General features: G+C 65.0%; 15 protein-coding genes. 11 read left to right on the forward strand and 4 right to left on the reverse strand.

What is annotated here, in order from left to right; translation table 11 throughout:
* The first annotated feature begins 224 nt into the window (after positions 1-224).
* The 5 genes from MTP16_RS20795 (at position 225) to MTP16_RS20815 (ending at position 7,956) form a co-directional block, all read left to right on the forward strand.
* A complete protein-coding gene (locus MTP16_RS20795; RefSeq protein WP_243513397.1) occupies positions 225-1,544 on the forward strand; it encodes a TldD/PmbA family protein in 1,320 nt (439 codons plus the stop codon).
* 102 nt (positions 1,545-1,646) lie between these two features.
* Positions 1,647-3,296, forward strand: coding sequence for a TldD/PmbA family protein (locus MTP16_RS20800; RefSeq protein WP_243513400.1), 1,650 nt, complete (start codon positions 1,647-1,649; stop codon positions 3,294-3,296).
* A 204-nt stretch (positions 3,297-3,500) separates the two neighbouring features.
* The gene (locus MTP16_RS20805) at positions 3,501-4,835 is read left to right on the forward strand and encodes a TldD/PmbA family protein (RefSeq protein ID WP_243513401.1); all 1,335 of its coding nucleotides are present in this window, start codon (positions 3,501-3,503) and stop codon (positions 4,833-4,835) included.
* Between the two features lie 116 nt (positions 4,836-4,951).
* The gene (locus MTP16_RS20810; RefSeq protein WP_243513404.1) at positions 4,952-6,601 is read left to right on the forward strand and encodes a TldD/PmbA family protein; all 1,650 of its coding nucleotides are present in this window, start codon (positions 4,952-4,954) and stop codon (positions 6,599-6,601) included.
* Positions 6,602-6,630: 29 nt separating this feature from the next.
* Complete coding sequence (locus MTP16_RS20815) at positions 6,631-7,956, forward strand: TldD/PmbA family protein (protein ID WP_243513406.1); 1,326 nt, start codon at positions 6,631-6,633, stop codon at positions 7,954-7,956.
* A 103-nt stretch (positions 7,957-8,059) separates the two neighbouring features.
* On the opposite strand, the gene MTP16_RS20820 is transcribed toward MTP16_RS20815, so the two are convergent.
* Positions 8,060-8,689 (reverse strand): porin family protein, encoded by a 630-nt coding sequence (locus tag MTP16_RS20820; protein WP_243513408.1) that lies wholly within the window; start codon positions 8,687-8,689, stop codon positions 8,060-8,062.
* A 257-nt stretch (positions 8,690-8,946) separates the two neighbouring features.
* Between MTP16_RS20820 and MTP16_RS20825 the strand changes: the two genes are divergently transcribed.
* The 6 genes from MTP16_RS20825 to MTP16_RS20850 all read left to right on the forward strand — a co-directional run bounded on the left by MTP16_RS20825 (position 8,947) and on the right by MTP16_RS20850 (position 17,386).
* Positions 8,947-9,570, forward strand: a complete 624-nt coding sequence (locus MTP16_RS20825; RefSeq protein WP_243513409.1) for a DUF4159 domain-containing protein — start codon at positions 8,947-8,949, stop codon at positions 9,568-9,570.
* A gap of 84 nt (positions 9,571-9,654) precedes the next feature.
* Entirely contained in the window at positions 9,655-10,632 is a 978-nt protein-coding gene (locus MTP16_RS20830; RefSeq protein WP_243513410.1) for an AAA family ATPase, read from the forward strand.
* 145 nt (positions 10,633-10,777) lie between these two features.
* Positions 10,778-11,653, forward strand: coding sequence for a DUF58 domain-containing protein (locus MTP16_RS20835; protein ID WP_243513411.1), 876 nt, complete (start codon positions 10,778-10,780; stop codon positions 11,651-11,653).
* Between the two features lie 72 nt (positions 11,654-11,725).
* The gene (locus MTP16_RS20840; protein ID WP_243513412.1) at positions 11,726-13,327 is read left to right on the forward strand and encodes a BatA domain-containing protein; all 1,602 of its coding nucleotides are present in this window, start codon (positions 11,726-11,728) and stop codon (positions 13,325-13,327) included.
* Positions 13,324-15,585: a DUF4175 domain-containing protein gene (locus MTP16_RS20845; protein WP_243513413.1), complete on the forward strand. Its 2,262-nt coding sequence runs from the start codon at positions 13,324-13,326 to the stop codon at positions 15,583-15,585. The genes MTP16_RS20840 and MTP16_RS20845 overlap by 4 nt, the downstream gene beginning before the upstream one ends.
* 1 nt (position 15,586) lies before the next feature.
* On the forward strand, positions 15,587-17,386 hold the full coding sequence (locus MTP16_RS20850) for a hypothetical protein (RefSeq protein WP_243513414.1): 1,800 nt from the start codon (positions 15,587-15,589) through the stop codon (positions 17,384-17,386).
* An 18-nt stretch (positions 17,387-17,404) separates the two neighbouring features.
* Here the strand turns inward: MTP16_RS20850 and MTP16_RS20855 are convergent, their stop codons facing one another.
* The 3 genes from MTP16_RS20855 to MTP16_RS20865 all read right to left on the reverse strand — a co-directional run bounded on the left by MTP16_RS20855 (position 17,405) and on the right by MTP16_RS20865 (position 22,227).
* Positions 17,405-18,493 (reverse strand): pectinesterase family protein, encoded by a 1,089-nt coding sequence (locus MTP16_RS20855; RefSeq protein ID WP_243513416.1) that lies wholly within the window; start codon positions 18,491-18,493, stop codon positions 17,405-17,407.
* A 30-nt stretch (positions 18,494-18,523) separates the two neighbouring features.
* Entirely contained in the window at positions 18,524-18,883 is a 360-nt protein-coding gene (locus tag MTP16_RS20860; protein ID WP_243513419.1) for a cupin domain-containing protein, read from the reverse strand.
* Positions 18,884-19,101: 218 nt separating this feature from the next.
* Positions 19,102-22,227 (reverse strand): IPT/TIG domain-containing protein, encoded by a 3,126-nt coding sequence (locus MTP16_RS20865; RefSeq protein WP_243513421.1) that lies wholly within the window; start codon positions 22,225-22,227, stop codon positions 19,102-19,104.
* Positions 22,228-22,260 lie beyond the last annotated feature (33 nt).

The following is a 22,260-nucleotide window of genomic DNA, read 5'->3' on the forward strand; positions in this document are numbered from 1 at the left end:
GTCAAGCTCCACTCCTTACCAAGGAGAGGATGTTCGAGCCAACGGCTCGGACGGGGGTGGCTGAATTCCCTGAACGATGCCGGAATGAATCAAGAACAAGTCGTCCGCCCATCGTTCAACGATTCAACCACCCCGGTTTCAGATTCGCTGAAACATCCCCTCCTTGGTAAGGAGGGGAGTGACGTTCATTCCGCCCTCAACATTCAGAACTCAACCCTTCTCTCATGGCCATTCTCTCCAAAGACGAAGCCCAAACCATCCTCAAAAAGGTCCTCAGCTTCAGCACCGCCGATGAGTGCGAAGCCACGCTCAACGGCAACGTGGGCGGCAACGTGCGCTCGGCCCGCAATTCCATCAGCACCGCCGGGGCCAGCGAAAACGTGTCACTGGCCGTGCAGTCGCGCTTTGGCAAACGCAGCGGCACCGCTACTTGTAATGAATTCGATGAAGCCTCGCTGCGGCGCTGCGTGCAGCGGGCCGAGGAAATTGCCCGCCTTGCGCCGGAGTCGCCGGAGTACGTGCCGCTGCTCGGGCCACAGACGTATCTGGCGTCGCCGGGCTCATTTGCCCAGCGCACGGCCGCCATCACGCCCGATTACCGGGCCGAGCAGATTGGGGCCAGCATGGCGCTCTGCGAGCAGAAGAAATTGAGCTCCGCCGGCTTTTTCAATGACGCGGCGGGCTTCGTGGCCAAACGCAACTCCAAGGGACTGGAAGCCTACCAGCAGGTGAGCAGCGTGGACTTTTCAATCACCGTGCGCACGGCCGATGGCACCGGCTCCGGCTACGCCATTGCCAACTACACCGATTTGGCGAAGTTTGACGCGGCCCGCCTCACGCGCGTGGCGGCCGATAAGGCGGCTTCGTCGGTGGGCGCCAAGGCCATCGAGCCGGGCAAGTACACCGTCATTCTGGAGCCGGCCGCGGCCGTCGATTTGCTCAGCAACATGATGGGCGCCATGGATGTGCGCAACGCCGACGAGGGCCGCAGCTTCCTCAGCAAAAAGGGCGGCGGCAACAAGAAGGGCGAAAAAGTATTCGACGAACGGGTGACCATCTACTCCGACCCTACCCACCCCGACGTACCCGACCTGACTTTTGCCAACGACGGCCGCCCGCAGCAAAAGGTGACGTGGGTGGAGAAAGGCGTGGTGAAAAACCTATACACCTCGCGCTTCTGGGCCCAGAAATCGGGCGTGCCCGACATTCCGCCGCCCAACGGCTGGATTATGGCCGGCGGCACCCAAAGCACCGCCGAACTCATCAAAGGCACGGCCAAGGGCATTTTGGTCACGCGCCTCTACTACATTCGGGCCGTCGACCCGCAAACGCTGCTTTACACGGGGCTGACGCGCGACGGGACTTTTTACATCGAAAACGGCCAGATTAAATTCCCGGTGAAAAATTTCCGCTTCAACGAAAGCCCGGTCATCATGCTTAATAACCTGGAGGCGCTGGGCAAGCCCGTGCGCCTGGGCGGCAACCTCGTGCCGCCGCTCAAAATCCGGGATTTCACCTTCACCAGTTTGTCCGACGCAGTGTAAACTGTAGCGTGGACTCTGCGAGTCCGCGCATCGGCCGGTCAATTAGTTTTTTTAAATCCCCCCTGCGCGGACTCGCAGAGTCCACGCTACATTTCTTACCACATGAAAAGACGCGACTTTGTGGGACTGACCGGCCTGGCCGCCGGCGCCCTGTTTCTTCCCGGCTTCCCCAGCCTGGGCAACACCGTTGACCCGCTGCGCCTGCTGGAACCCGGCCTCGACGCGGCCCAGAAAAAACGCCTGGCCGACGTGGGCCTGAACGCCGCCAAAAGCGCCGGCGCCAGCTATGCCGACGTGCGCATCGGCCGCTACCTCAACCAGAGCATTTTCACCCGCGAAAAGCAGGTGCAGGGCATCAGCAGCACCGAGAGTTTCGGCTGCGGCATCCGCGTGATTGCCAACGGCACTTGGGGCTTTGCCAGCACCAACAACGTGACCGATGCGGGCATCGCCAAAGCCGCCCAACTGGCCGTGCAGATTGCCAAGGCCAACTCGAAAGTGCAGAAGGAAAAGGTGCAGCTGGCTCCGCAAAAAGGCTACGGCGAAGTGAGCTGGAAAGCTCCGATTCAGCAGAATGCCTTCGAGGTACCCATCAAGGACAAGGTGGATTTGCTGCTGGGCGTGAATGCCAAGGCGCTGGATTTGGGGGTGTCGTTTGTGAATTCCATCCTCTCGCAGGTGAACGAGCAGAAGTATTTTGCCAGCACCGACGGCTCCTACATCGACCAGGACATTCACCGCATTTATCCTTCCTTCGGCGTCACAGCCATCGACCGGGCCAGCGGCAAGTTCCGCTCACGGCAGGCCCTGAGCTCGCCGGTGGGCATGGGCTACGAGTACCTCACGCCTAAAGCGGCCGACAAAGTGGCCGGCCCGGCGGGCTCCGACATCGTGGGCTACAAAAACAGCTACGACATGCTGGAAGACGTGGCCGCCGCCGCCAAGCAGGTAAAGCAGAAGCTTACCGCCAAGTCGGTGACGCCCGGCAAGTACGACCTCGTGCTCGACCCGCACCACCTAGGCCTCACCATCCACGAATCGGTGGGCCACCCGCTGGAACTCGACCGCGTGCTCGGCTACGAGGCCAACTACGCGGGCACCTCCTTCGCCACGCTGGAATGGAAGGCCAAAGGCATTCCGTATGGCTCGAAAGTGGTAAACATTGTGGCCGACAAGGTGACGCCCGGCACGCTGGGCGCCGTGGGCTACGACGACGAGGGGGTAAAAACCAAGCGCTGGGACCTCATCAAAGAAGGCCGCCTGGTCGACTACGAGAAAATTCGCGACCAAGCCCACATGGTAGGCCAAAAGGAGTCGGACGGCTGCTGCTACTCGCAGAGCTGGCAGGACGTGCAATTCCAACGCATGCCCAACGTGAGCCTGCAGCCCGGTAAAACTTCGCTAAGCGTGGACGAGCTTGTGAAGGGCGTGGATAAGGGCATTTACATCGCCGGCAACGGCTCGTTCAGCATCGACCAGCAGCGCTACAACTTCCAGTTTGGCGGGCAGGTGTTTTACGCCATTGAGAAGGGCAAAATCACCGAAATGCTGGAAGACGTGGCCTACCAGGCCAACACCCAAGAATTCTGGAACTCCTGCGCCGCCACCTGCGACGAGCGCGACTTCCGTTTCTTCGGCGCCTTCAACGACGGCAAAGGCCAGCCCAGCCAGAGCTCGGCCGTGAGCCACGGCTCGGCCACGACGCGGTTTAATGGCGTGAACGTGATTAACACGGCGCGCAAGATTGGCTAATTGAACATCAAGCTCCCCTGCTCAGCGGAGGAGGGCATGTTCGAGCCGCAGGCTCGGACGGGGGTGGTTGATGTCGTTGAACGATGCCCGAACACCCCTTACGCCCGCCGTTCAACGCCACAACCACCCCGGTTTCAGCTTCGCTGAAACGTTCCCTCCTTGGCAAGGAGGGGGTTTTGCTCCCACTACTCAACAAACTTCCTCATGGCCATTCTCTCCAAAGACGAAGCCCAAACAATCCTAAAAAAGGTCCTCAGCTGCAGCACGGCTGATGAGTGCGAGGCCACGCTCAGCGGCAACGTGGGCGGCAACGTGCGCTCGGCCCGCAATACCATCAGCACCGCCGGGGCCAGCGAAAACGTGGCGCTGGCGGTGCAGTCGCGCTTCGGTAAGCGCAGCGGCACCGCTACCTGCAATGAGTTTGACGACGCCACTTTGCGGCGCTGCGTGCAGCGGGCCGAAGAAATTGCCCGCCTCGCCCCCGAGAGCCCGGAGTACATGCCGTTGCTCGGGCCGCAGCAGTACCTCGACGGTAGCCGCTCCTTCGTGCCCGCCACCGCGGCCATCGACCCCGACTACCGCGCCCGGCAAATCGGGGCCAGCATGGCGCTCTGCGATGCCCGCAAGCTGAGCTCGGCGGCCTTTCTGGACGACTCGCACGGCTTCATTGCCAAGCGCAACTCGAAGGGGCTGGAGGCTTACCAGCAGGTGAGCAACATCACGTTCTCGGTGACGGTGCGCACGCCCGACGGCACCGGCTCGGGCTACGCCTCGGGCGACTACGTGGACGCCAGCAAGTTCGACGCGGCCCGCTTCACCAAGATTGCGGCCGACAAAGCCGCGTCGTCGGTGAAGGCGCGGGCCATTGAGCCGGGCAAATACACCGTCATTCTGGAGCCCAACGCCCTCGTTTCCAACGTTGACACTTCGCTGCTCGGCGCGCTCATGGGCTCGCTCGATGCGCGCAACGCCGACGAGGGCCGCAGCTTTCTGAGCAAGAAAGGCGGCGGCAACCGCAAGGGCGAAAAGCTGTTCGACGAGCGGGTGACCATTTACTCCGACCCGCTGAACCCGGAAATTGCCAACGTCACGTTCAGCGGCGACGGGCGGCCGCAGCAGCGCACCACCTGGATTGAAAAAGGCGTGGTAAAGAACCTCTACTCCTCGCGCTTCTGGGCGCAGAAGGCCGGCATTCCCGACCTGCCCGGCCCCAACGGCTGGATTATGGAAGGCGGCACCCAAAGCACGGCCGACCTCATCAAGGGCACGGCCAAGGGCATTCTGGTGACGCGCTTGTGGTACATCCGCCCCGTCGACCCGCAGACGCTCCTCTTTACCGGCCTGACGCGTGACGGAACGTTCTACATCGAAAACGGCCAGATTAAATTCCCGGTAAAGAACTTCCGCTTCAACGAAAGCCCGGTAATCATGCTCAACAACCTGGAAGCCATCGGCAAGCCCGTGCGCCTGAACGGCAACCTCGTGCCACCGCTCAAAATCCGGGATTTCACGTTCACGAGCCTGTCGGACGCGGTGTAATACCGTCTGCCGCAGGAACCTCACCCCTGCCCCCTTCTTTTTTGGAGGGGGGTCAGGGGTGAGGTTGACGCGAGGCTAATGCATTTTCAACTCACCTTTTCCCTTCTGCAAACTGTATGAAAAGACGCGACTTTGTAGGCCTCACCGGCTTGGCCACCGGGGCCCTGTTTCTGCCGAGCCTGCCGGGCTTCGGCCACACGCCGGTCGACCCCGCCCGCCTGCTGGAACCGGGCGCCGACGTCATTGTGAAAAAGCGGCTGGCCGATGCGGCGCTGAACGCGGCCAAGGCCGCCGGGGCCAGCTACGCCGATGTGCGCATTGGCCGCTCGCTCAACCAGTATGTGTTCACCCGCGAGAAGCAGGTGCAGAACATCGTGAGCACCGAGAGCTACGGCGTGGGCATCCGGGTGCTGGTAGGCGGCTGCTGGGGCTTCGCCTCCACGAGCGTGGTGACGGAGGCCAATCTGGCCGCCACCGCCCGCGAGGCTGTGAGCATTGCCAAGGCCAACAAGCTGGTGCTGAAGGAGCCCGTGCAGCTGGCCCCGCAGCAAGGCTACGGCGAGGTGAGCTGGAAAACGCCCATTCAGCAAAGCGCTTTCGAGGTGCCCATCAAGCAAAAGGTGGAGTTGCTGCTGGCCGCCAATGCCGCCGCACTCGACGCGGGCGCCAACTACATCAATTCGGCCCTGTTTCAGGTGAACGAGCAGAAGTACTTCGCCAGCACCGACGGGTCGTATATCGACCAGGACATTCACCGGCTTTGGCCCACTTTCAACGCGACGGCGGTGGACACGAAATCGGGCAAGTTCCGCTCGCGCGAGTCGCTGAGCGCGCCGGTGGGCCTGGGCTACGAGTACCTCACGCCCAGCGCGGCCGAGCAGGTGCGCGGCCCGCAGGGCACCGACACCGTGGGCTACAAGCTGCGCTACGACATGCTGGCCGATGCAGCGCTGGCCGGCAAGCAGGCCAAGGCCAAGCTGAGCATGAAATCTGTCACGCCCGGCAAGTACGACCTTGTGCTCGACCCCGGCCACCTGGGCCTGACCATCCACGAATCGGTAGGCCACCCCACGGAGCTTGACCGCGTGCTGGGCTATGAGGCCAACTTTGCCGGCACCAGCTTCGCCACGCTGGAGTGGAAAGCCAAGAACCTGCCTTATGGCTCGAAGGCGGTTAACATTGTGGCCGACAAGCTGCAGCCCGGCTCGGTGGGCAACGTGGGCTACGACGACGAAGGCGTGAAAACCCGCGAGTGGGACCTCATCAAGGAAGGCAAGCTGGTGAACTACCAGAAAATCAGGGACCAGGCGCACATCGTGGGCCAGAAGGAGTCGGACGGCTGCGCCTACGCCCAGAGCTGGGAAGACGTGCAGTTCCAGCGCATGCCCAACGTGAGCCTGCGTCCCGGCACCGCCAAAATGAGCCCCGACGAGATGGTGAAGGGCGTGGACAAGGGCATTTACATCGCGGGGGCCGGCTCGTTCAGCATCGACCAGCAGCGCTTCAACTTCCAGTTTGGCGGGCAGCTGTTTTTTGCCATTGAGAAGGGTAAAATTACCGAGCCGCTCGAAGACGTGGCTTACCAGTCGAACACCCAGGAATTCTGGGGCGCCTGCCAGGGCTCGTGCGATGCCTCGGACTACCGCCTGTTCGGCACCTTCTTCGACGGCAAGGGCCAGCCGGCCCAGGTGTCATCGGTGAGCCACGGCTCGGCCACCACGCGCTTCAACGGCGTGAATGTGATTAACACGGCCCGCAAAGTTTAGCCCTCTCCTTCTCCTTTCTGCAAATCATCATGGCCATCTATTCAAAAGAGGAAGCCCAGGCGCTCCTCAAGAAAGTCCTCAGCTACAGCACCGCCGACGAGTGCGCGGTGTCGCTGAACGGGCGCACCACCGGCAACATCCGCTACGCCCGCAACAGCGTGAGCACGGCCGGCTCGCAAAACTCCGTGTCGCTGGCCGTGGAAAGCCGGTTTGGCAAGCGCAGCGGCATTGCCACGTGCAACGAGTTCGACGATGCCACCCTGAAACGCTGCGTGCAGCGGGCCGAGGAAATCGCCAAGCTCGCCCCCGAAAGCCCCGAATACGTGCCCCTGCTCGGCCCGCAAACCTACGTGAGCCCGCCCTCGACGGCGACCATGCAGCTCACGGCGGAACTGCGTGCCCAGGCGGCGGCCGACAGCATGACGCTGTGCGCCAGCAAGAACCTGACGGCTGCCGGCTTCCTCGACGGCGGCACGCGGTTTCAGGCCCTGCGCAACTCCAAGGGCCTGGAAGCCTACCAGCAGTCCACCAACACCGACTTTTCGGTGACGGTGCGGACGGCCGACGGGCGCGGCTCGGGCTACGCCATTGCCGATGTGACGGACCCAGCTAAGCTCAACACCAAAGCCCTGACGCAGCGCGCCGCCGACAAGGCCCAGGGCTCGGTGAATGCCAAGGCCATCGAGCCCGGCAAGTACACCGTGATTCTGGAACCGGCCGCGCTGATGGACGGCGGCGACTTGTCGCTGCTGGGCGGGCTGATGTATGGGCTGGACGCCCGCTCGGCCGACGAGGGCCGCAGCTTCATGACCAAGAAGGGCGGCGGCAATCGCAAGGGCGAAAAGCTGTTCGATGAGCGGATTAACATTTACTCCGACCCCATGAACGCGGAGGTCCCAGGCAGCGCCTTCGACGGCGAGGGGCTGCCCACCAAGCGCCTGAGCTGGGTGGAGAAAGGCGTGGTGAAGCAGCTGTACTACTCCCGCTTCTGGGCCGAGAAAAACAAGACGACGGCCACGGCCTTCCCCAGCGGCTTCATCATGACGGGCGGCACGCAAAGCACCGCCGAGCTCATCAAAAGCACCGCCAAAGGCATCTTGGTCACGCGCTTGTGGTACATCCGCGAAGTCGACCCGCAAACGCTGCTCTACACCGGCCTCACGCGCGACGGCACTTTTTACATCGAGAACGGGGCCATCAAATTCCCCATCAAGAACCTGCGCTTCAACGAAAGCCCCATCATCATGCTCAACAACATCGAGGCCATTGGCCGGCCCCAGCGCTTGGCCGGCTGCCTGATTCCGCCGCTGAAAATCCGGGACTTCACCTTCACGAGCTTGTCGGACGCCATTTAGAAATTCGCCTGTCATCCTACGTGCAGCGAAAGACCTTCTCACGCTTGAACAAGTCGTTCGTCAGTGAGAAGGTCCTTCGCTGCAAGCAGGATGACATGCGAATTTACTTCCGTCCGCCAAACTGCAGCGCGGCGTACACCTGGAACACCCGGTTTTGCAGCCGGGGGTCGTTGATGCCACTTAGGTTTTTGGCGTCGTTGATGTCGTTGAGGCCGGCTACGAGGCGGCCGCCAAGCGAGAAGCTGCTGCCTAGCTTGAGGCCCACGCCGCCCACCACGCTGAAATCGCCGCGCTTGAATTCGCTGGTGGCCGGGCGCGACTCGTTGCCGTAGGCCGGCATGCCGTCAGGCGTGAACCCGACTTGTAGATTGCCCTGCTGGTTGGCGCTGAGCAGCACGCCGAACTGCGGGCCGGCCTCCACGAACACCGGGCCCACGGTGAGTTTGGCCAAAATGGGCACGGTGAGGTAGTGCAATTCGCTGTCGTAGTCGGTGTAGGCCGATTTGAGATTACCGCCCTGCAGCGAATACTGCACTTCGGGCTGGATGGACAAAGGGCCGAGAACATTGGCCTGGTAGAAAATGCCGACGTGGTAGAAGGGCTTATAAGAGGCGGTTTCGCCGTCGCGGCCCGTCAGCTCGGCCACGTTCAGGCCGCCTTTAATGCCGAATTGGGCGCGCGCCAACGGCGTGAGAAACAAACTCAGGAAGGCGATAATAAGCAGCTTTTTCATAGCGAACAATAGCAGTAGGGTGATGAAAACGGATGAAGTGCTTCTGTGATTTCGGCCGTAGCTTCGGCCGCAGGCCTTTGGCATCGATTGGGTTGAATACTCCTGGCGGGCAGCAAAAGGTTGTGGTTTCGGGAGCTGGGTTAGCGGTTTTTTAGCCCCTAACCCAACGCTGAAAGCAACGCCATTATTTTCAGTGCGACTATTGCCCAGCCATCTGGTTTACTTTCTTCGTTTTTTACGCCGCTACTTCCTCTGCCGTGCCCGCTGCCCCCTTCACTTTTGTGCGCCTGAAATACCACTCCGGCGACTGGGACGCCGTGGACGAGCGCATGCCCGCCAACCTGCTGCACTCGCTGGTGCAATACACCAAAGTGCCCGTCGACCCCAAGGAAAAAGTGGTGGCCCTCGACAGCCCGGAGCTGTTCAACTATCCCTTTTGCTACCTGAGCGGGCACCGGCTGGTGCAGTTTTCATCCGCTGAAAAGCAGAACTTTACCCAGTATGTACGCAACGGCGGCTTCGTGTTCGTAGATGACTGCAACCACGACATCGACGGCCTGTTTGCCCGCTCCTTTGAGGAGCAGATGCGCCAATGCTTCGGCGCCGGTGCCCTGAAGAAGATTCCCAAAACCCACCCCATCTACTCCCAGTTTTTCACCTTCAAAGACGGCCCGCCCAACACCGGCTTCGAGCTCAACGGCTGGGGCGACGACCTGGTGCACGACTACCTGAAAGCCATTGAAATAAAGGGCCGCATCGGCGTGCTGTACTCCAACAAAGACTACGGCTGCGAGTGGGACTACGACTTCCGCAACAAGCGCTTTTTGGCGGAGGACAACACCAAGTTTGGGGTGAATATTCTGCTGTATGCCTTGACTTAACAGTACTTAATGATTGATGCTTAGAGCCTGATTTTTTACAAATCCAAATGCCAAGCACCATGCACTAGGCACCAAGCACTAAATATGACCGAACAAGAAGTAAAAACCCTACTCGCCAAGCTGCCGGTGCTCAAGGCCGAGATTGCCAAGGTCATCGTGGGCCAGGCCGAAGTGCTGGACGAGGTGCTGGTGGCCCTGCTGGCCGGCGGCCACGCCCTGCTGGAGGGCGTGCCTGGCTTAGCCAAGACGCTGCTGGTGCGCACGCTGGCCGCCGCTACGGATTTGCCCTTCCGCCGCATTCAGTTCACGCCCGATTTAATGCCGACCGACATTCTCGGCACCGAGGTGCTGGAGGAGGACCACGGCACCGGCCGGCGCTCGTTCAAGTTCAACCCTGGGCCTATTTTCGCCAGCCTGGTGCTGGCCGATGAAATCAACCGCACGCCGCCCAAAACCCAGGCGGCGCTACTCGAAGCCATGCAGGAAGGCCACGTCACCTACGCCGGGCAGGAGCACGCGCTGCCCAAGCCCTTCTTCCTGCTGGCCACCCAAAACCCCATCGAGCAGAGCGGCACCTACCCGCTGCCCGAGGCCCAGCTCGACCGTTTCTTGCTGTACGTGCGCATTGGCTACCCCACAGCCGAGGAGGAGCTGGCGGTGCTGCGCGGCACCACCGGCGCGGCCGGCCAAACCGTGCAGCCGGTGCTGGGTGGGGCCGACATCCGAGCGCTGCAGGCGCTGGTGCGGCAGGTGAGCCTCAGCCCCGAGCTACTGGATTTTGTGAACCGGCTGGTGCGGGCCACGCGCCCGGCCACGTCGGAGGTGAAATTCATCAAGGACTACGGGCGCTGGGGCGCGGGGCCGCGCGCTGGCCAGGCGCTGATACTGTGCGCCAAGGCGCGCGCGCTGCTGCACGGGCGCTTCGCCGCCACGCTGGAAGACATTCGCACGCTAGCGCCGCCGGTGCTGCGGCACCGGGTGCTGCTCAACTTCAACGCCGAAGCCGAAAACCTGACGCCCGATGACGCCGTGGCCGAACTGCTGAAAGCGGTGACGGTTTAACTGAACGACACAACAGAACGTCATGCTGAGCGCAGCCGAAGCATCTCGCGTGCAGCAGTAAACCCTGACTGCGGAACTACTAATCCAAGCGAGATGCTTCGGCTGCGCTCAGCATGACGTTCTTGTTTTCTAGCTGAAACAAAAGATGCTTTCTCCCGAACTCTTGCACGGCCTGCGCAACCTGCCCCTAGCGGCCCGGCAATCGGCTGAGGGCTTCCTCAACGGCGCGCACGCCAGCCGGCGGCACGGCGCGGGCATGGAGTTCAGCCAGTACCGCCCCTACCAGCCCGGCGACGACCTGCGCCGCCTCGACTGGCGCCTGGCCGCGCGCTCCGACCGCTACTACCTGCGCGAGTCGGAAGTGGACACCAGCCTGAGCGTGCACCTGCTGCTGGACGCCAGCGCCAGCATGAACCACCGCGACGACAACGGCCTCAGCAAGCTCGACTACGCCCGGCTGCTGCTGGCGGCGCTGGCCTACCTGGCCACCCAGCAGGGCGACGCCGTGGGCCTGAGCATCCTCAGTCCCGGCGGCCTGCGCCACCTCGCGCCCCGCGCCGACGCCCGCCAGCTGCCCCGCCTCTACCACGCGCTGGAGACGGCCGAAGCCGCCGGCCGCTTCCCCGCCGCCGAAACGCTGGCCCCGCTCACGGCCCGACGGCAGCGCGCCCTCACGGTGTGCGTGAGCGACTTGTATGAGGAAGAAAGCGAAATTAACGCCTTGTTCACGCGCCTGCGCGCCACCAGCGGCGAGGTACTGCTGCTGCACCTGATGGCCCACAACGAGCTGGCCTTCACCTACCGGAGCGCCATTGCTTTTCGCGATTTGGAAACGGGGCAGACGCTGCAGCTCGACGCCGACCAGCAGCGGCCGGCCTACCTGCAACGGCTGCAGCAATGGCTGCGCGAAACTGCTCAACGCGCCCGCCGCCAGGGCTTCGACTATCATATACTGGACACCGCCCAGCCGCTCGATGGCGCGATGCGGGAGTTTCTGCGCCGGCGCCAACTGGCCCGGTAATTCCCCAAGCCACCTTCGCCCCTTTTTCACCGTCCATTCCCACGAATCTGATTTCGTTTTACCTTGCTAGCGTTGCTTAACCCTGCCGCCCTGCTGGCCCTCACGGGCCTGCTGGTGCCGGTGGCCATTCATCTCTGGAACCGCCGGCCCGGCCGCGAGGTGGCCGTGGGCAGCCTGCGCTGGCTGGCTGCGGGCGCCAACCGCCGCCTGCGCCACCTGAAGCTGGAACAGCTATGGCTGCTGCTGTTGCGGGCGGCGCTGCTGGGCTTGCTGGCCGTTGCGGTGGCCGGGCCGGTTTGGCGGCAGCCGCAGCCGGCCGGGCGCGGGCAGGTGCTGCTCAGCCCCGAGGTGCTGACGAGCCCGGCCCTGCTGGCCCTGCGGCCCCGCATCGACTCGCTGCGGCGGCGGGGCTACGGGCTGCGCTGGCTGACGGCGGGTTTTCCCAAAATATCGGGCGCGGTGTGGCGGGACGGAGGTGCCGGTTTGCCCGACAGCGCCCGCCTGTTGAGCGCGGGCGCCCCGGCGGCGGGCTTTGGCTGGGCCTGGGTGCAGCAGGCGGCAGAAGCGTTTGCCGGGCAGCCGCTGTATGTGCTCACGCCGGCGGCGCTGCACAGCTTGCAGGGCCCGCACCCCGTGCTCCGGCCGGGCATTGCCTGGCAAGCGCTGCCTGGCGCGGCAACTACTACCTGGCTGCAGGAAGCGAATGAGCACGGCGACAGCCTGCGCCTGCTCATCGGCAAGAGCACGGAAGCCCAAACTGTTTTTTTCCGCCAAGCAACGCCGAAGCCGCAACGGCCTGACCAAGAGCTGCAAGTAGCTGGCGTGGCCCCGTTGCGCTGGCAGCCAGGCCGAAGTGGCCGCCCAACGTTGGCCTCAACCAGCCCGGATGCCCAACCGGGTTCGCCCACCCGCGTGGCGCCGCCATTAACCGTGGCCATCCACGCTGCTCCGGCCTTCGCCCTGGATGCCCGCTACCTGCGCGCGGGCATCCGGGCGGCCGCCGTCGGGCTTGCTTCTGCGCCAGTTGTTGCGTTCACGACTACGCCCCCGGCTCCGAACGCGCAGTGGCTGTTCTGGCTTTCGGATGAGCCCCTGCCCAGGGCGTGGCGCGAGGCGGTGCGCCGCGGCGCGCAGCTGTGGCAGGAAGCTGCCGGGCCGGGCGTGGCCGACGATGCCCGTCTGGTGCCGGCTACGCCCGCCGAAGCGCCCGCGACTCTTTTTCGGCGCAGCAGTGGCGCAGCTCCGGCCGGCGATGAGGCGGTGTGGGTGGATGGCCAGGGCCGGGCGGTGCTGTCGCGGCGCCGGTTGGGGGCCGGGGCCATCTACCAGCTGCACACGCGCCTGCACCCCGCCTGGAGCAATCTGGCCGATAATCCGGCGCTGCCGGCGCGCCTCCTGGCGCTGCTGCATCCCGCTCCTGCCGATGCCTTGGTTTCGACCATTGACAGTCAAGCCCTGGCAACCTACGACCAACGCGCCATCGACCCATGGCAGTTGCTGGCTCGGTCACCCGGCGCAGCGGCTGCAAATGTCAATTTGACGAAAACTGCTCCCACTAATTTCCTGGTGACAGATTTGCGGCCCTGGCTGGTTCTGGCGGCGGGATTGTTGTTTGCGCTCGAACGCCTGCTGGCACGCCGTCGGGAAAACCGCACCTCGAACTCTTCGCTATGAGCCAGACCATCAGCCCGCTAATTACCCCCGACGTGGCTTCGGCCCGGCAGCTGCTCCGGGCTGCCGGGCGCAGCTACGCGGCCCGCCGGGCCCTGGCGGTGCTGCTGCCGGCACTGGCGGCGGCCCTGCTGCTAGGCTTGCTGGCGCGGCACTGGCCGGCGGCCCGGTGGGAACTGACCGGGGCCGCGGCCCTGGTCCTGCTGCTGGTGGGCTGGCGGCTGTGGCCGCTCCGGCAGTTGCGGGCGGCCCACGTGGCGGCCCGACTCGACCGGCAATTCCCTGCCCTGGAAGACAGCACCGGCCTGCTGGGGCGCGAGGCCCGCGACCTGAACCTGCTGGAACAAATCCAGCAGCGCCGCGTGGCCAGGCAGCTGCAGGATCTGCGCGACGCCAAGCACCTCCGGTTGCCGGTTTCGTTTCGGACGTCGCTCGGGCTCACGTTGCCGCTGCTGCTGGCCAGCACCGCGGCGTGGTGGTGGCCTGGGCGCCTAGCGCCTTCTTCGCCGCAGGCCGTGGCGGTTCATTTCTCCAATAAGCCTGCTTCCGCTACGGGCCCGGCTCCGGCGCGCATCAGCGAAACCCGGCTGCTGGTGACGCCGCCCGCCTACACCCGGTTGCCGGCCTTTGCGCCCGCGCAGGCGTCGTTTCAGTGCCCGGAGAATTCGCTTGTGCGCTGGCAGGTGCGGGTGAGCGGCGGCGCCAAACAAAAGCCGGTGCTGGAAATAGGCCGTCTGCGGCGCACGCTGCAACCCGTGGCCGGGCAGCCGGGGGTGTTTTCTTTTGAGATGACGCTCAAGGCTACCACGCTTTACCGTTTGCGGCTGGCGGGCACGGTGTCGGACGATTACGCCATTGACGTGCGCGCCGACCAGGCTCCGGTCATGCGGATTCAAACTCCCAAGCCCTACACCCTGGTGCCAGCCGTGGGCCAGCAGCCAGAGGTGCCCATCCGCGCCACCGTGCGCGACGACTACGGCCTGAGCCGCGCCGAGCTGGTCATCACCGTGGCGCAGGGCCAAGGCGAGGCGGTGAAGTTTCGGGAAGTGCGACGCGACCTGAGCGCGAACCTCCGCGGCACGCAGGGCAACCTGGGCAGCGTGCTGAATCTGCCCAAGCTGGGCCTGACGTATGGCGACGAGCTGTACTTCTACCTCACGGCCCGCGACAACGCCGGCCACACTGCCCGCACCGACTCTTACCTGGTGCAGTGGCAGGACACCGCCGTGGCCGACAGCGCCCCCGACCTGGGCATGGGCGTGAAAGTGGCGCCGGCCTACTTCCGCAGCCAGCGCCAGATTATCATTGACACCGAAAAGCTCATTGCCGAAAAGCCCCGGCTGGATGCGGCCACCGTGGCCAGCCGGGCCAATGCCCTGGGCTTCGACCAACAGACGCTGCGCCTGCGCTATGGCAAGTTTTTGGGCGAAGAATCGGAGGCCGGCATCGGGGCGCCGGCCCCGCGCGCCCCCATTGCCGAGGATGAAGATGCGCCTGCTACGCCCACGGCCGAGGCGCCAGACCACGACGAGCACGGCCACGACGACCATGACCACGCAGCCCCGCCGGTTTCGCCCGCCAAGGCTTCGCCCACGGCCGAAACCGACGCGCTGATGGACCCCTACATTCACAAGCACGACGACGCCGAAACCGCCGATTTCCTGGAACCGGCCATCAAAACCAAGCTCCACGCCGTACTCGACCAGATGTGGGCGGCCGAGCTGCGCCTGCGCACCGGCCAGCTCCAGGCCGCCCGGCCCTACGAGTACCGCGCCCTGCGCCTGCTGAAGGAAGTGCAGCAGCAAACCCGCGTGTTCGTAAAAAAAGCGGGTTTCACGCCTCCGCCCCTACCCGAAGCCACGGTGCGCCTCACCGGCGAGCTGGCGGGCGCGGCCGTGCCGCACCGCCAGCTGCAAGTAGCCGTGCCGGTAGCCCAGCCAGCCGTGCGGGCGGCCCTGCGGTGGCTGGCGGCCCACCCGGCCAACTCCCAAACTAACCCCGCCGATGCGCGCCTGCTCGACCAGGCCGGCACGGTACTGGCCGGGGCAGCGCTGGAGCGGCCCGGCGTCTACTTGCCGGCCCTCAAGGCCTTGCGCCAGCTGGCGGCCGACGTGCGGTCCGGGCGTCCGGCCTGCGCCGAGTGCCGCCCCGCCGTGGAGCGCGCCCTCACCGACCTGCTGCCCGCACCGGCGCCCACGCCGGTTTCGGCCGCCGGCCCCGACCGGTTGGGGCGCCGTTATTTCCAAGAGCTCAGCCGCTAGCATGCCTGCTATTTCGCACCCTACTTCTTATTTCGTTCTGCTGGCTTTCTGCGGGCTGTTGGGGCTGGGCCTGGTGGCGCTGGCTTGGCGAAGTCGGCGCCGCCGGGTGGCCCGGGCCCTGGCCGGCGCGGTAGCAGCCGCAGCGCTGTGGCTCAGTGCGTTTCCACCACTGCGTCAGGTGCCGGCGGCACGCGGTCAGGTTATTTTGCTCACCGAAAACTATGCCCCCGATACCCTGCGGCAACTGCTGCGCCGGCTGGGGGCCGGCACGCCGGTGTGGTATTACGGGGGCTCGCCGGCGCCGGCCGGGGCCCGGTCACTGGGCTCGCTGCTGACGCTGGTGGAGCAGGAACCAAGGTTGCAGGGGCTGCAGGTGCTGGGCCAGGGCCTGAGCGCGGCGGAGCTGCCGCTGCTGGGCGGAGTGCCCATTTCCTGGCATCAGCCGGCCACAGCGGCCCGGCTGAACACGGCTTTTTGGAGCCCGCAGCTGGCGCTGGGCGAAGTGTTGCGGGTGGAAGGCTCCGCTTTTTTGCCCAAAGACGCCGCCCCGGCTTGGGTGTGCCTGCGGGCGGCCGGCGCCGTGCGCGACTCGGTGCGGGTGCCGGCGGGCGGAGGTCCCTTCCGCCTACGCTTCCAGCCCAAAACCACTGGCCTCGCCGTTTATGAGCTGCTGCTCCGTCGAACTGGCCAGCCGCTGGCAGCGGAGCCGGTACCCGTGGAAATCACGTCGCCGGAACTGCCCGCCGTGCTGCTGCTCACGGCCACCCCATCCTTTGAATTCAAGTACCTGAAAAACCATCTGGCCGAAGCCCATTACCCCGTGGCCCTGCGCACCGGCGTGAGCCGTGGCTTGGTGCAAACGGATTTTGTGAACCAACCAGCCACGGCCCTCGACCGCCTCACGCCCGCCCTGCTGGCGCGCTACGCCATCTTGGTGGCCGATGCCGCCACAATGGCGGCCCTCACGCCGGCTGAGGCCAGCACCCTGCAAGCCGCTGTCAGCGGTGGACAGCTGGGGTTGTTGGTGCTGGCAGAAGCCGCGTCCCTGCCGCGCGCCGTGCCCGGCCGCGCCGGCTTTGCCGTGCAGCCCCGGGCCGTGGCCCAGACGGGTGCCCAGCTTCTCAGTTGGTCAGACGGGCCTGCCGACGCCCGGGCGCCCCTGCCCGCGCAGCTACGCCCGGTACCCGAATTGCGCCCGCTGGTTGCCGGGCCCGGCCAGGCACTGGCCGCCGCCAGCCGCCGCGTGGGGCTGGGGTTTGTAGTGGTATCGGCCGTGTCCGAAACGTTTCAATGGGGGTTGCAGGGCCGCACTCATGTTTATAGCTCATTCTGGCACCAGCTACTGACCGCCGCCCAACCGCCCGCCGCGCCCCAAGCCGCCTGGCGCACCGTCACGCGGTGGCCGCGCCCTGGCCAGCCGCTCACGCTGCACCTGGCAGCGGCTTTCCCCGAAGCGCAGCCCACGGTGCGGGCGCTGGCCGGCGGTCCCGCGGTGCGCCTCGCGCTGCGCCAGGACACGCGCTTACCCGAGTGGAGCACGGCGCAATTCTGGCCGCAGGCGGCTGGCTGGCACCAAGTGGCCGGGCCAGGGCGCACCACCCACCGTTTCTACGTGTACCCCACGGGCACGTGGACCGGACCCGAGCAGGAGGAGCGACAACTGGCGCTGGCGCAACGGCCTTCGGTGGCCCCGACTGCCAACGCCGCCGAAACGATGGTAGCTCAGCCGTGGCCGGCATGGTGGTTTTTCGCGCTGTTTCTGTTGGCGGCGGGGTACTTGTGGCTCGAAGAAAAGCTCTAAGGTTTACCCTCAGCCAATTCATTTTTCCTTGATTGGCACAGCCAGAGCAGTCGTCACCAGGCCCGTCAGTGGATTCCAGCGCCCACCAAAGGTCCAGGCCGGCGTTAGGTCCTTGGGCTTTGGCGAGCCTTCAGCGGTGGCCAGGTTGTCTTTCATCCAGGCGTAGTTGCCGCCCCGGCGGTGGCAGCCGGCGTAGTACACGCGGCGCCCCCACTGCTTGGGCCCGGGCCCCGAAGCCGCCTGGTAGATGTCGGCATCGGCCATGTTCTTCGCAAACCGGCAATCAATAAGATAAAACTGCGCTTCCCGGTGAAAGCGACCCAGCTTGAAGCCGTCATCGCCCGAGAAAGTGCAGTGGCGCAGCACGGTTTTGGAGTCGCGGCTGCCTGAGCCGTCGTGCCAGATGGCGGCCTCCCGATTATGGCAGATGAAGCGGCAGTCTTCAGCGTAGGCCCAGCCCCGCGGGCAGTAGAAATCGACGCCGCCCTCCATGGTGCAGTCCTTGAAGTAATAAGCCCCGGCCTCGGTGTCCCAGGGGCTCACCGTGTCGCCGCCCAGGGCCTGGAAGGTGCAGTGCCGCGCAATAATGCGCGTGGCACCGGGCAGGGCGCGCAAGGCCATCTGGTGGCCGGTTTTGCGCACGGTTTTGTGCCCATCGGCCGCAGTGGGGCAGTCTATGGTCACGTCGCCGGCCGCATCGAAGCCGTAGCTGTTCACGATGCTTAGGTTTTCGAGGGTGATGTCGGGGCTGTTGCGTAGGTTGAGGGTGGCCACGCCCCAGTCGCCGGCCTTAGCGTCGGGGCCGCACAGCCACTGGTCGCGAGCCTGCGCGTAGGTCAGCACCACGCCCCGCTCGCTCTGGCCCCGGAGCACGAGGTTGGCTTTGCCGTCGATGAATACCTTCTCGCGGTAGGTGCCGTTATTGATGCGCACCGTGCGCGGCCGGTCCGCGGTGGCCGGCAGGCTGTTGATGGCTTCCTGAATGGTGCGAAAGTCTCCGGAGCCGTCCGCGGCCACCGTCACGGTTTGGGCCAGGGCCGGGCGTAGGCACAAGCCCAGCAGCAAGAGTATCAGCAGCCCCAGCAGGCGCAGCGCGGTTGTTTTCATCAGCGAAATCAGGAAAAGAACAGGCGAGGCCTAAGCCAGAAAGTCGTCGCGGCGCGGCGTGAAGGCATCGACCAGCACGCCCGCCTCCAGGCAAGCCACGCCGTGCCACACCAGCGGCGGCACGTAGCAGCTGTCGCCCGCGCGCAGCGTCTGCGTCTGCTCGCCGATGGTGTAGGCAAACGCGCCGCTTTCCACATAGCTCAGCTGCGCGTGCGGGTGCTGGTGGCGGACACCCACGCCGCCCGTTTCGAAGGCCACGCGCGTGAGCATCAGGTCGGGGCCGTGGGCCAGCACCTTGCGGCGCACGCCGGGGCCGGTGGTTTCCCACTCGGCCTGGCCATCGGCCACAAAGGCATGAGGGATGGGTGACTCGGATGCGGCTGGCTGCATGTTGAAATGGCTAAAAGGTGGCAAAGGGGCTTAAAAGTCCGACGGGTTCACGGCGCAGCCAAGCCCAACGGCGCATTTACTTGCGCAATCGTTCCCGACAATACTACCTGTATGCCCCTTCTTTCCTGCCAAATGCCAAAACCCCTTTCAGCAAAAAAGCCCCCGCAAATGCGGGGGCTTTTCCTAGGCTTCTATCGGGGGCTACCCGAGGTCGGCAATTAGTTTTTTACGATGCGGCGCACGGCGAATACCTCGCCCTGGCGCACTTCGAGCACATACACACCGGCGGCCAGGGTGGCCGGCAGCAGCACTTGCTTGTCGGCGCCCAGCGTAGCCGGAGCCAGCACCAGGCGGCCGGCCAGGTCGCGCAGGGCCACCGTAGCGGCGCCCGTGGCGGGCAGGGTCACGGTCACGCGGTCGGTCGCGGGGTTCGGGAACACCGTGAGGCCGGGCATTTCCTGGCTAGCCGCCACAGCCGATACCAGGTTAAAGATGCCCGTGCTGGTGGCCGTGCCACCCGCCGTCACCACCGAAATCGGGCCGCTCACCGTGCCCGTGCCGCCGGGCACGGTGAAGGTGATGGTCGTGCCGTTCACCACCGTGAAGATGTTCACGATGAAGTTGCCGATGCGCACGGCCGTAGCACCCGTGAGGTTGGTGCCGGTCACCGTCACAATGGTGCCAGGGCCACCCGTGGTGGGCGTGAAGCTCGTGATGGTGGGCGTGGCCGGAGCCGTGAAGTTCGAAATCGAGATGTCGTCGATGTTAATGCGCGAAGAGGTAGCGGTCGACGTGCTGGTGATGCGGAAACGCACGTTGCCAGCCTGGTTCACCGTGAAGGTGTAGGGCGTCAGCACGTTGGTGAGCGTCGTCGGCGCACCGGCCACGGCGGTGAAGGTGGTACCGCCGTCGGTCGATTTTTCCAGGATGAAGCTGGCGGCCGGGTCGTTACCGAAAGAACCGGCGTTCACGATAACCGTACCGGCGCCGTTCGGCTTGTCGAAGTCCATGCGGATGAAGCCCACGCGGATACGAGCCGACTTCAGGCCATTGGCGCGGTCGTTGAAGGCGTTGCCTAGGAGGGCGTCGGAGAAGGTCCAGGTGCCGCTGGCCAAGGTCACCGTGCCGGCGGCGTAGCCCGTTTTGGTGCCGGTTTCGAAGTCTTCGAAAGCGCCGGCCGTGGTCGGGTTGTTCACCGTAAGGGTGAAGGCGTTGGAAGTACCCGCCGCGTTCGTGACCGTAACGGGGAAAGAGCCGGCCGTAGTGAAGGCGCTGGTCGGAATCACGGCCTCAATAGTGGTGGCCGTGCTGGTGGTTTGAGCGTACGAAACGCCGTTGAAGTTCACGGTCGAGGTGGGCGTGAAGCCCGTGCCCGTAATCGTCACCGTGAGGGGGGCGCCGCCCACTACTTGCACGCCGGGCGTCAGTTGCGTAATGGTGGGCGTCACCGCAGCAGGCGTCACCGTGAAGGTGCCGGTGCTGGTGGCCGTGCCGCCGGGCGTGGTCACGGCAATGGTGCCGGAGGTGGCGCCGGTAGCCGGCACGGTGAAAGTGATAGTAGTAGCATTCACCACGGTGAAGCTGCTGATGGCCACACCATTGAGCGTCACGGCGGTGGCGCCGGCGAAGTTGGTGCCGGTAATGGTGACGGTGGCGCCGGCCACGCCGCTGGTGGGCGTGAAGCTGGTGATGGTGGGCGCGGCCACGGCCGAAGTTACCGTGAAGGTGCTGGCGGCCGAGGTGCCACCGTTGGCAGCGGGGTTCACCACCGTTACGTTATAAGTACCGGCCGTGGCAATGGCGCTGGCCGGCACCGCGGCCGTGAGCGAGGTAGCCGACACAAACGTGGTGGTCAGGGCCGTGGTGCCGATGTTCACCACCGAGCCCGACACGAAGCCGGTGCCGGTGACGGTGAGGGTGAAGGCCGCGCCGCCGGCCGTGGCCGTAGCCGGGCTCAGGCTGGTGATGGTAGGCGCGGCTACGGGTGCCGATACCGTGAAGGTACCGGTGCTGGTTACGGTGCCGCCGGGCGTGGTCACGGCAATGGTGCCGCTGGTGGCGCCGGTTGCCGGCACAGTAAAGGTGATGGTGGTGGCATTCACTACAGTGAAGCCGCTGATGGCCACGCCGTTCAAGGTCACGGCCGTGGCGCCGGTCAGGTTGGTACCCGTGATGGTCACGGTAGCACCTGCAGCGCCGCTGGTGGGCGTGAAGCTCGTGATAGTGGGCGCGGCTACCGCGGCAGCTACCGGGGCGAAGGCCGCGCCGCGGAAGGCGGTGCTGGAACCGGCCGTGGCGATAAACGCGGGAACGGTGGTGGTGCTGGGCGCGGCGTTATAGCCGGCGTTGTCGGTGAGCAGGGTGAAGCCGCCGTTGCCCGCTCCCACCAGCGTCACCGTGGTGCCGTTGGTTTGGCCATCGAGGCCGCGAATGACGGTACCGGTAATGACGCCGTTCAGGGTCCAGGTGCCGCCTACCAGGCTCCATTTCTGGATGCCGCCGCCGGCGGTAGTAGCGCCGTCATCGGCCACATATACTACGTCAACACCGGGTACCGTGGTGCTCAGGTCGGCAAAATAGAAAGCCAGTGGGCTGACGCCCACGGTGGAGGAAGTCGTGCCCGGAAAGCCGGGCAGCAGCGTGGCCGTTTGGCCCGCGGTAGTGGGCAAGCCCGTACCCACCTGGCTAAGGCCGATGTAGGGCGAAGAGCCGCTGCTGATGTAGAGGTTGCCGCCAAACGTATTGACGTAGCGTAGGTTGCTGGGCGTGGTGCTGATGGAAACCGTGGTGCCGGACGTGCCGCCGGGGTTAGCAAACGGCACGTAGCGCACGCCACCGCCCGAACCGGCCGTGTAGAATGCCGTGCCATCGACTGTTGTCGCCGAACGGAGGTTATTGCCGCTGTAAGCATCGTCGATGCGGGTGCTGGTGTCAACGGTGCCATCGGCGGCAATGCGGCCAACGATGCGGTTGTTGGTGGCCGAAGCCGTGGCCGCCACGCCGGTCGTGCCTACTGCCACGTCGTAGCCAGTTACTACCAAGTAGGCGCCGTTGGCCGAGCGCGTCATCCCGCCGTCGGTGCTCGACGAGCCGGACACGGTCAGGATGCGGTTGTTGCCTGCTACGGCCGTGGGCAAGGGAATGGTTTGCACCAGCACCCCGGCCGGGGTGTACTCCTGCAAATAAGCAGGCGTAGCCGCCGTGGAGAGCGAGCCCGAGCCATCGCCTACCCGCAACACCACAATGTTGCCGGGGGTGAACGGCGCGGCCGAGCCCACCAAGGGCCACAGGCACGCCAGAAACATCAGGCACTTGAGCAGCCTGGCAGCGAAGAATTGCTTCATACAGAAGGAGTAAAAGTGAACGAAAATAAAAAG

The sequence above is a fragment of the Hymenobacter monticola genome (genome assembly GCF_022811645.1).
Classification (GTDB): Bacteria; Bacteroidota; Bacteroidia; order Cytophagales; family Hymenobacteraceae; genus Hymenobacter; species Hymenobacter monticola.